9 protein-coding genes are annotated in these 11,112 nt (G+C 46.9%); 2 read left to right on the top strand and 7 right to left on the bottom strand.

Going from position 1 to position 11,112, the window contains the following annotated elements; all coding sequences use genetic code 11:
- Positions 1–42: 42 nt before the first annotated feature.
- The 4 genes from QUF18_RS14885 to QUF18_RS14870 all read right to left on the bottom strand — a co-directional run bounded on the left by QUF18_RS14885 (position 43) and on the right by QUF18_RS14870 (position 5,641).
- On the bottom strand, positions 43–942 hold the full coding sequence (locus tag QUF18_RS14885) for a transporter family protein (RefSeq protein WP_289388029.1): 900 nt from the start codon (positions 940–942) through the stop codon (positions 43–45).
- A 95-nt stretch (positions 943–1,037) separates the two neighbouring features.
- Positions 1,038–1,874 (bottom strand): aspartate/glutamate racemase family protein, encoded by an 837-nt coding sequence (locus QUF18_RS14880; protein ID WP_289388028.1) that lies wholly within the window; start codon positions 1,872–1,874, stop codon positions 1,038–1,040.
- 156 nt (positions 1,875–2,030) lie between these two features.
- The gene (locus QUF18_RS14875) at positions 2,031–4,751 is read right to left on the bottom strand and encodes a winged helix-turn-helix domain-containing protein (protein WP_289388027.1); all 2,721 of its coding nucleotides are present in this window, start codon (positions 4,749–4,751) and stop codon (positions 2,031–2,033) included.
- A gap of 110 nt (positions 4,752–4,861) precedes the next feature.
- Positions 4,862–5,641: an avidin/streptavidin family protein gene (locus QUF18_RS14870; protein ID WP_289388026.1), complete on the bottom strand. Its 780-nt coding sequence runs from the start codon at positions 5,639–5,641 to the stop codon at positions 4,862–4,864.
- A 478-nt stretch (positions 5,642–6,119) separates the two neighbouring features.
- On the opposite strand from QUF18_RS14870, the gene QUF18_RS14865 reads away from it, so the two are divergent.
- On the top strand, positions 6,120–8,234 hold the full coding sequence (locus QUF18_RS14865; RefSeq protein ID WP_289388025.1) for a glycoside hydrolase: 2,115 nt from the start codon (positions 6,120–6,122) through the stop codon (positions 8,232–8,234).
- 45 nt (positions 8,235–8,279) lie between these two features.
- On the opposite strand, the gene QUF18_RS14860 is transcribed toward QUF18_RS14865, so the two are convergent.
- Together QUF18_RS14860 and QUF18_RS14855 are read right to left on the bottom strand one after the other, a co-directional pair.
- The gene (locus tag QUF18_RS14860; protein ID WP_289388023.1) at positions 8,280–9,356 is read right to left on the bottom strand and encodes an acyltransferase family protein; all 1,077 of its coding nucleotides are present in this window, start codon (positions 9,354–9,356) and stop codon (positions 8,280–8,282) included.
- Between the two features lie 143 nt (positions 9,357–9,499).
- Positions 9,500–10,072 (bottom strand): recombinase family protein, encoded by a 573-nt coding sequence (locus QUF18_RS14855; protein ID WP_434547423.1) that lies wholly within the window; start codon positions 10,070–10,072, stop codon positions 9,500–9,502.
- Between the two features lie 244 nt (positions 10,073–10,316).
- Here QUF18_RS14855 and QUF18_RS20395 point away from each other — a divergent pair, with 244 nt between their 5' ends.
- Positions 10,317–10,700, top strand: coding sequence for a DUF4158 domain-containing protein (locus QUF18_RS20395; protein WP_353074523.1), 384 nt, complete (start codon positions 10,317–10,319; stop codon positions 10,698–10,700).
- Between the two features lie 179 nt (positions 10,701–10,879).
- On the opposite strand, the gene QUF18_RS14850 is transcribed toward QUF18_RS20395, so the two are convergent.
- The gene (locus tag QUF18_RS14850) at positions 10,880–11,107 is read right to left on the bottom strand and encodes a hypothetical protein (RefSeq protein WP_289388021.1); all 228 of its coding nucleotides are present in this window, start codon (positions 11,105–11,107) and stop codon (positions 10,880–10,882) included.
- Between the last annotated feature and the right edge of the window lie 5 nt (positions 11,108–11,112).

Raw genomic sequence — 11,112 nt, 5'->3', positions numbered from 1 at the left:
GCATTGTAAGATCGGGTGTTGTCTGATCTGCCGCGCGTAGCTTCAGAACGTTTTCGCTAGCCATGTATTCAACGACGTGCTGCGGGTGGTGCCTCTGTTGTAGTAGTCAAAATCCAGCGTCGCAGACATAAAATACCCCTTTGAAGCAAAGCCCGTATAGGTAAAGCTTGGGCCCACCGCCCCTCGTTCACTGCGCTTGAAATCGGATGACGCACTGTTAAAAATATCAAACTGATGATGAATACCGACACTCAGATCATCCGTCACACGATAGCCAAGGGCGGCATCTGCAAAGGTCAGCGACAAGCCACCGCGCAAACGCTTTTGCTTGCCATTAACCCACTCGGATTTATGCTGGTTTTCAAATGAATACAGCGCTGAGACCGGTGAAACGGTCAGCTGCCAACGATCATAGGCAAAGTAATTATTGATGTTAAAGGCAACGGAAAATTGGTTCGTTCCAGCACCGAAACCACTCGATTTATCGTTGCCGTTGGGGGTGTTGACCATTAATGTCGGGCTGATCCACCAGTTGCGATGTCCGGTTTTTCCGGCCTCTACTTCAGGCTGAATAACCTCATAATAGTACTCAAAACCAATTTGTGGGGCTGTGGCACCCCACTGTGCATCGCCGGAGCCGGCTGTCGTGCTTGCATAGCCTGCATTAAAACCAAGCCAGAGCTCAAACTGATCGCGCTTGGTGCCGGTCAGTCCGGTTTCACTGAACCACGCCAGCTGATAAAAACTACCCGCAGAGTCAGTGCCGCCCGATCTGTGCGAAAAGCTCGGCCAGAACTGAATAGCGTAGCCGGGTTTGCCCGGTGTCGAATGCCCGATAAAATTACCTGCTTTTGAAGGCGTAACACTTAATAATGGTGTTAAAATTGTTATGGCTGCAGCACAAATATATGCTGCACTTTTGCCGATTGCGCGAGTTTTCATAACTCTGTTTCCTATGATGTATTTTATGTGCGCGGCTGTGGCGGTCAGGATAGCCGCTCATCTGCAGCGGCTGCCCTGATTTTATTGCAGTCTGATTAAGTACGCGGAACGATCACTGTGTTCGCAATCGGAGCAGGCGCAGCAAAAATGCCGCTTTCTTTCAGACGCTCGGCTTCCGGCGGAGCCATGCTATAGAGCCGGCTCGGTTTCCAGCCGAACTGTACTTTATTGAGCGCTGCATTTTCCGTACCTTTAAAGCAGGCATAGAGCGCATCTACGATCGGTACATTGAATTCTTTTTGCAGTTGCGCATAGAAGCCGAATTCAATTGTGCAGCCGAGAATAATGGCTTCTGCTTTATCGATTTCAATCGCATCGCGTACAGCTTTACGGATAGCGTCTTCGGTGCATTGTTTATCCTGCTGAAACTCGTCAACATGCAAACCAATTGTACGGAATGAAGCTAATCTGTCGTGATAACCATAATGGCGGATGCGATCTTCCATCTGCACCTTCCATTTTTCCACTCCGATTACCACCGAGAAACGGTTGCAAAGATTGGAAACTATTTGCAAGGCCGACTGGCAGGGTGCGCACACGACTGCATCGCCGGAGACCTCACGCGCCTCATCCAGAGCGGTATCGTAAAAACAACCAATCGCATAACCGTCATAGCCGTTTTCGGCAGCATAATTGGCAATGGCTGTGACCGGAAACCAGATTTTGCTTTCAAATCCGCGCCATTCAAGATTGGTTAGCTTCACCGGTTCAGGAATATCAAGTGATACAACGTGAACTTCAGTATTGGGCAGTTTCACGCGTTCAATCAAATCTGCAATAGGCTGGTCATAGCCCGATTGATTGATGGGATTAACCCATAGAATTTTCAATGGTGTTGTTGCTGGCTGCTCTGTATGCGATATGGCTGACATGTCCTCTCCCTCTTAAGATCACGTGCCGGTAAATTATGTTCCGGTCTTCTGTGACATTAAGCAGCGAGTGTCCTCTGAGAGCTTTCAGCGTACAAGCTACCTTGAAGCGTAGCCGCCCTCGAAAAAGCAACCAATGCCCTACCCGAACGGGTAGCTTTATAGGGTCGAGGCTTCCGTTTTCCGGTAAATCTCAATCGCGTGGGCACGCCTGTCGACGTTCAACTTTGCGAAGATATTTTTCAAATGAAACTTCACAGTATGTTCCGTCATATCCAGAACGCGCGCTATTTCCTTGTTCGTCAATCCGCGTGATAATTCCTGCATCACTTCCTGTTCACGGGCGCTTAAAACCAGCAGTGTTTGTTGCGTATCCGGATAGAACTCACTCAGAATATCAGTGATATTCGACAAGAAAGAAGCTTCAACCGGATGACGGCCGGTTTCCCATAATTCGCGCTTAAGCTGCGTAAAGAGCTGTGCCAATCCGTGTTGCTCGAGAAAAGGACGAATAATCTTTTCCGCTGCCGCAAGTTCAACGGCCTGTCCGATCAGCCCGCACGCTTTATCACGATCCTTTAACGCTTGGGCAACGCGGGCACGCAATAACAAAGCACGGATCTGATAGAGACCGGCACCGTAATTTTTTGCACAAGACAACAGGTCATCAGCCCGTAATTTTGCTTGCTGAATATTATGCGTGAGCAACCAGTTGATCAATGCGTAGCCCACATCCTGATATGGACGCCACTTGGCAGCGTTCTCCCGCCAGCATCCCAACGGGTATATTTGACCAAGATGTTGCGCGACAGAAAATTCAGACTTTTCGTCCTGTACCAGAGAATGCCTTAGCAGCGTTTGCGCTTCAACCAGTCCGGAAAGCCGATCAAGACCGCGAGAACGGGCCAGACTAGCACCATCGCGGATCACCTGATCAAGCTTACGAATATCCCTGCTTTTCCATGCGATCCAGAAACGGGCATCCAGCCCCGCCGCATAAATGTCAAACCAGCCGTCATATTCGCAGACTTGCTGAAATGAAGCATCATATTCAGCAGAGACAATGGCCAGATCATTATTGCCCCATTGATTGACCATGACCAGCAGGACATCAATAATTGCCTTAAGCCCGCTGTCTTCGCCAAAATTCTCGATAGCCATGGCCTGTGCGCGTGACAAATAAGCGGCCGCGCTGCGCAATTCACCACGATATGTGCAGGCAATGGCTGCATGGATAAAACAGTAATTCAGACCGAGAACCGAGTTATCAAACCGCATCGCGGTCATCGCTTTTCGGGCAAATTCTTCTGCTGCATTCAGCCTGCCGAGACACAAGGCATAAACAGCCCCCGCACAACCGAGCACACCATAAGCAAGCCCGTCTGTTTCCGGCGGCCAGTCTTTGATCTTCTCAAAGAATGCAAGATAGTTGGCGTTAACACTATTATCTTCATAGGTTCGGATGAGCACATCAACGCTGAAAAAATCACGTCCCCATTCATCCAGAAAATCCCAATCCGGCGGGAAATCCGGCATTGATTGTGCAACCAGATTAAATGTCGTGCGGGCATCCGTCATATTTCCGCTTTTCAGCATTAGATAGGCTTCGGCCAGCAGTAATCTCGGATGTGACAGTCTCTCCGCTTTGGGAATATAATTCAGCAACTGGTTGAGCTGGCTCATACCGCCGTAAAGCACCAGCCGCCATCCTCCGGCGGATTCAATCAATTGCGTGCAGCGATTATAGTCACCGGCCAGACTGGCATGGCGAACCGCCTCCCCCAATATGTTATATTGCTGGAAAGCTTCAGAGGCGCGCAAACGCAACGCAGCCAGTTTTGCCGGATGACGCTGCCGTAACTGAGCCTGTAAATATTCAGCAAAAAGATGATGATAACGATACCAGTGATTATTGGAATCCAACGGGGTCAATAATGTTTGCAGCGTTTCCAACTGCGACATGATTTGCCAGCTATCTTTACGCTGCCGTACGACATCCGCGATTTCCACGGTAAACCGGTCAAATATCGATGTATCCAGCAGGAAATCAACAACCTCTTCCGGCAGATTGCGCAGCACTTCTTCGGTCAGAAAGCTCCAGAGATGCCCGCCCCGTGCCATTAACCGCTCCAGCACATCCGGCGAAGACTGCCCTTGAAAGGCCACCAGCCGCGCGAGCTGCAACACGACGGGATATCCCTCAATTCGCTCTACCAATACGTCGCGATCCGTGTCACAAATATCAATATTAAGAACCTGACGCGCCTCTTCCGGCGTAAAGCGCAGCATATCACTGGTTATCTCAACCAGAGTTGAAGCAATGAATTTATGACGATGCGTATTCTCAGCCCGTAATCTGGTACTGAGCAAAATCCGGACATGCGCGGATAAATGACTGCGTAGATGCTCTAATAATTCATCCAGATGGTTATTCGATGCACGATGATAATCATCTAATATCAGCGTGAGAGGTTCACGCACACCCGCTAAAACCTTGTACAAATCACGCAGCAAGTTATTGATACTGAGTTCCGAGGCATCGCGGTCAATCTTTGATAACAAGATACCGGTATCAATCTGTGCAACTTCCATTGCCCGCACAATTCCTGTAAGAAACCGATACGGATCGGCATCACTGTCATCCAGTGACAGCCAGGCAATTTTCTCGCCACGTGAGGATAAATGCTCGCACCATTGCGCCAGCAAGGTTGTTTTTCCAAAACCTGCCGGTGCAATAAACTTTATAAAAGAATGATCAGGAACGCTGTCCAATATTTCTATTAACCTGGGTCTGCTGACCAGATTTGCGGGCAGGCGCGGTATCATCAGCTTGAGCTGAAGCAGTTGTTCAATATCAGGAATGATTGGATAATCTGGCATTGCTCCCCCCATGAGCAGATTGCTTGCGGCCGGAGCTGAATACCAAGCGCCTGGAACTATCCCAGCTCATTAATCTGCCAAGCACTGCTGAGTGCCGCGCAGATTAAACATTAAACCTTACGGTTAAAACGTAAGAAACTTATCTGGTTTTGCGTATAGCTGACTTCACTGCCTGTCGTTTGATTAGTCAGCACCTGCAATTCTAACACACCGTCTTTCAGTTTCAAAAATCCACCCAGCGCCATGGTACTATTATTATGAGTATTATGCACAACAATACTCGTAGCCTGCAATTCAAGCTGATGATCTTCTGCCTTCACATCGGTGAAGCCGGATAAAACCAATTTCGCGCCATCAAGATGTAAGAAACCGCTCAAGCGACCGAGCCTGTATTCGCTCTCATACTGGACAGAAATATCCATTTGGCTTCCGTCGGATGCTGTCCATGATCCGCTAATAGGATCAACAGCTTTCGCCTCAATAAAGTTCAGTTTTTCAACTGGTTTTGGTACATCGCTAATCCGGTAGAATGTCAGCTTATCGATATATAGGCCGTGCTTGCATAGGCTTTCGAATGATCGCGAGGCAATCATGAAGTGTGACAAGACCATTGCCTCGCGACCATCAAAAATACTGACCTGACCGCCCATTGCAGATGCCCAGTTCCAGCTTGCATCGGCTATCCCGTCAACGAGCGAATGCCATTTAACCGAAAGAGCAACAGGCTGTCCGGCCTCTGTGGTGGCTGTGTTTTCACAAGCCCAGCCTGTAACGCTGAACTCACCGGTAGAACCGGTTGTCGATGCGTAAACACCTTCAACGACTGAACCGCGCACCGTCAGGGTCATGCGTGATCCATATTCATTTTGCCATATCCCGGCTATGCTCATTATCATTCCCTCAAATATTTTATTTCCACGATAGCAGGATGCAAACTAACCTTAAAATCGCTGACTTATTCATGCTTTTTAGTGCATGAAATAAATACGTAAAATACCTGCCCCGATAGCTACCCGAGTGAGTAGGCATAAGGGAGTGGGTTGAGGATACGTGTAATAATCGGTCACTAGGCTTTTTGTGGTAGGAATCGAGGATTAATTTGGTAATCATCGCCACTCATGTCTCGGCTATCAATAGCGCTGCCAGAGGTTGTAGGGGTGGGCAGAACAAGAACTACTCGTAAACATACGGGATTTTGAACGAAAGGTGCCCTCAGCAAAGACAAGTTCTCCACGAGAGAAAAATAAATTATTTTAATTGAATCAAATAAAATTTACAATTTTATTGATATAAAAATATTATTATAAATATACATTTCGCTAATTTTACGCACTTATTTCAGGCACCTCTTGGAAGGAAATATAAATTATGGATGCAGCGCCTGTTCAAACCATTAATCTTGAAGTGGCCTCAGAAAGCCCTTTAGATTTTTCATCCATTCTACCCAATCCGGCAATTACTGAAGACACACGGATCATAATCAACAATAAAGGCCGTTTAGCGTTTGCTTCAACGCCCCATATTCCTGTTCGTATGCTCTGTGCATCATTGGGCTTTAATCCGGCCGCTGGCGGTTTTCCAGACCATTCAACCGCGGATCGTTATGCTCTGCAGCTTCGCCGTCATGGCTACAATTGTGCGAGATTTCATTTTCTTGATGCCAGTTTAATGTTTAACCGCACCAAAGATTTTGACTATGATCCTGATGTTCTCGATCGGGTGCGCTATTTGATGCATGCCTTGAAAGAAAACGGAATTTACTGGATCATAGACGGGATGACCTCAGAACGGGGAGCTTATGGTGGTTATGACGACAGATGGGCTAATGTTGGTGATCTGCGGCTAAGAACACATTTAGAGAATGAAGCATTTGGTCACTGGCTGCGGTTTCAGGTTGATATTTTTTGTACCCAGAACCCATACACAGGCCTTGTTCCCTTTGAAGATCCTGCATTGGCTGTTGTTGTTCCGTTTAATGAAAACAGTCTTGGTTTTCTCAGTCAGGTTGCCTTCGATCAGGGCGGCCCGGTTTTTCAATCTTTACTGCAAGTGCCTTTCAATGACTGGCTACTTGTTAAGTATGGTACAACAGGTGCTTTACAGACTGCATGGAGCTGGGAACTTCAGCCGAATGAACAATTAGAAAATAAGACAGTTGCATTACCTGCCAATCGTTATGTTATGACAGCTCGTCTCCGTGATCTGGCATTATTCTTTGTGGATACTGAGGTGCAAACCGCAGCGAAAATGACAGATTGCTTACGGGCAATGGGATGCAGAGCGGTTATAGCGCCATATAATAATTGGCCAGGCGTACAAACGGCCCTGTCCCGTCAAGGGCAAGATGCTGTTACGATGAACACATATCATGACTGGATCGGAGATCTCAGCGGGCAAGACAGTCTCCAACAAACAAGTTCATTAACAGATAATCTAGCTTATATGCGGTTGGCAGCGTCAACACGCTGGGCGCATCGCCCCTTTATCCTGACCGAATATGAGCATCTTTTCTGGAATCATTTCCGCTATGAATCTGGCTTGGCCCTGCCTGCATATGCTGCTCTTCAAAACTGGGATATTCTTTGCCGTCACGGTGAAGGGCCAATTATTTTGGCTTATGGTGAAGACTATCCGCGGAAGAAGTCTATTCTGCCCTACACATTTGCGTTGGATCCTGTCGCGCGCGAGGGTGAAATGCTGGCTGCCTTATTGTTCCGAAGGGGTGATGTATCTGGCTCGACGGCATCGGTTGTGACTGAAATGCAGACAGCTTCCTCACTTGTCAGTGGAGGCGGCATAGATACGCGCGAACCTGACCAAGTGACAATCTTGTCGCTTTTAACCGCAATAGGACAAGGATCTGCGCCTCACCAATCAGGCGATGTCGTTATCCCGTCACAACGGCCATTTACCACGAATGCTGATGCCGTCCAGTTTCTGCGTCAAAACGGTATTCTGGACGCAACAAATCCTACGGATGCGAATGCAGGTGTTTATGTCAGCGACACAAAACAACTCCATCTCAACTCAATAGACGGAATATTAAAGGTTGTGACATCGCAAACAGAAGCTATTGCCTTTTCAGGAATATCTAATCCGGTTACTTTGGATGCGCTCACAATTAATTATGCAACCGCAGGAGGCCTTTTTGCAGTGTCTTCACTGGATGGTCAAAGCATTGCGAACAGCCGTCGCCTTCTTATCATCTACGCAACAGACGCTCAAAATACCGGGATGACTTTCACAGATGCAACAGAAAAAACAGTAACAAGTTATGGCGCACTCCCCGTTATTATCAGGGTTGATCACATAGGTATCAGTCTTCCTTATACAGATACATGGCAGATATCGCCTGTTATGCTCGATGGCACAGTGCTTGCCCCCATTACCTCAGGCTCAGGTGCAATGGCTGCAGAAATATGGACAAATACGCCGACAAATGGACCAACAACATACTTCTTGATAGAGCGTTTACAGAATTAATATTGAAGTGCGGAAAGTTAAGGTCCCGCACTTCAATTTTTCCGCTCAGACAGTTTCGGTGATCAGCCTGTTCCGGCGATTTTTTGCAAGAAATTTTCTGCAATACTGCAACAATGGGCGCTCCACGAAACTATATAGGAGACAACCGCATATGATAGTTAAAACAAAAACAATAGAATAAATAGCGGCCGGATTTAATGGGAAATATTGCGATAGTTTAATCACTATCTTGGAAAAAAGACCAAGAAATGCCAAATGGGTCAGATAGATTGTATAAGAGGCATCGCCTATCAGGCTGAGAATTTTAAACTTTTCCGCTTTAAATCCGCTTCTTTCATAAGAGGCAGAGCCCAGAATAAGCAATCCGAAACTGAGCGCATAGGCAATTTGCAAATAATTATAACTAATGCCACGGTTTTCAAGAATATATATAATAATGAACAATATGAGGCCGGACAGAAAAGCTGGCTTCATATTTATAGAGCTGAATTTTTGAAAAGCATAAAAAGCGGCCATTCCTATAATAAAATTAAAATTTAGTGGTGAAAAATACGTTGTTAGAGGCGACCTAGAGCCTTCATCTGCATATTGAAAAACAAGGCCGCCGGTGATCAACCATGCGGATAAGATGATAATACCGAGAGTCCTGTTCAGAATGAGCGTTGCAAAAACCAGGTAAAAAGCAAGTTCGTGAATAAGGGTCCACGCAGGCGTGATCGGAAGTTCGAAACTATCAAGACGGATCAAAAAAACCGTAGATATCCAATTGTTTAAAGTTTCCGGAACGATACTGGCACTCCCGATACCGAGTGCAACCAAACTGCAAAAAATTGCGGTATAGAGCCAATAGACTGGAAAGAGCCGTGTAAAGCGTTTCAGCAAATATTCCGAAATGTGGTTCGGACGATCAATGTCTTTGTAATGGGCAAAAACAATAATGAAACCGGACAGTACAAAGAAAAAATCAACCCCTAAATTACCACGATATGTGAAATCTAAAAAAACAGCATCATTTAAATAACGAAAGTTTCCAAGCAGCAGGGAGAGATGAAAGGCAACAACTGCCATAGCAGCCAAACCACGACCTTGTTGTAACGTTTTTAGCTGTAATTGCTTGTTCATATCAGAGCCTTAAGACGAGTTAAATATTGAACATTCTCCTCTCTTTTAGAACACTAATCTAAATATGAAAAGAATTTACGAATTGAAATTAAGTATTCGTATATCGCAATTTACGAATACTTAGAGCTTTAACTAAAATATTGTCAATTGAGCACTTGTGCCGCATTCCAGCCTGCCCGCGCAAGAGTATCAATGAGTGTAGAGCAAGGAATTTGGATTGTACGGCAGATCGAAGCTTTACTCGATCCAATATGAAGCGCACCGATGATTTTCTCAAGCTTTTCAGGATCAATGGCCCGTGGTCTGCTGCCTTTACGGCCGCGCCGGCGCGCTGCAGCTAAACCAGCATTCACGCGTTCCTGAAGCAGGGAGCGCTCATATTGAGCAAGAGCGCCAAACAAAGAGAAAAATAATTCTCCTTGTGCTGTAGTCGTATCCATTTGTTCAGTGAGTGAATGAAAGGCGATCTTGCGTTGTTTAAGATCATTGATGATGGTCAAGAGATGCGTCAAGGAACGCCCAAGCTGGTCGACTTTCCATACAACAAGACAATCTCCAGATCGCAGGAAAGCGAGACAGAATTTCAGACCTGGCCTGTCGTCGCGCACGCCATTAACTTTGTCAGCATGTAAATGCCGCGCATCGACACCGGCCGCAATCAGAGCATCACGTTGCAGATCGACACTTTGTCGATCATCTGCTGATGCAACACGCATATACCCGATCAACATGTACGGAAAACTTCAAAAATGAGGTATCCACACTTAGTATCATTCCGACAGGGTTTTCCACTTGAATTTCACGGTATGATCCGATCAAAAATCGAAATCTCCAGAAGGTGAGCGGAAAACAAAGTGTTTTCCGATGAATATTATTTAGACTGTAAAATGGGATGGGCTGTCGCCATCGATTTCCTCATGTCGTTCCGAGCATTTGGCAGCTCTTTTTCTGGATACTCTGATGACTATAATTGACCATACCACTTATCCGAACTTGGGCGAGGCACTGACACGTGAAAAGCTTATTGCCCGACATTCTCTGAGTGATTCCGACAGAGAATTTATTAACGCAAACACTCGAGGTGAAGCGAGTTGTCTGACACTGGCCGTATTATTGACTGTCCGCCGTGGCGTTGGTTGCTTTCCCATCTCGGGTGAAACACATGTATGTATCGTTGACAACATCGCGGGGCAGCTTAATTTTGTCGCCTCTAAGGGGGCACAGAAATCAGCGAGAAAACGCTTTGCTGCTATCGAGCGGCCGCTTTTGTCTATCTTGGTGCCCGTTCCTACAACCCGAAGGGCGAAAGCTTGGTCTCGGCGGCGATTACGTAAGCGGGATTGACCATGAATGATCCGGCCGATCTGATTAATCGCGCCATAGAAGAGCTGCGTTGCTGGCATAGATTTGCCTGCGTTTAGTACCCTGGATCGGTTAGTTGGCAATTTGCGAGCTCAAGTTCATAGTCTCATGTATGTTTCCGTAGCGGGCCGTCTGATACCTGATGCCGCCGGACGGTTTGCTTATTGTCCCAACCGGATCGGTAACGACGGCAGAGCTTTGTCATCAAATGCTGCTCCAACCGTGGCTTTGCTGCGCGACGAGCATTCGAGGACTGCGTCTTCACCCATCTGGCGGATGCCTTGCAGGCGGGTGGTCTCTACGTCGTGGGCGCCGAAATTTTCTATGACTATCGTTCCCAACTTCTGCCATGGGCGGATTGCCTGCCGCGCTTGACGGACTATTGCCATGCCGT

Origin of the sequence: Pseudochrobactrum kiredjianiae, from assembly GCF_030362795.1 — a bacterium.
GTDB lineage: Bacteria > Pseudomonadota > Alphaproteobacteria > Rhizobiales > Rhizobiaceae > Pseudochrobactrum > Pseudochrobactrum kiredjianiae.
This window is presented reverse-complemented; position numbering and strand designations above follow the sequence as displayed.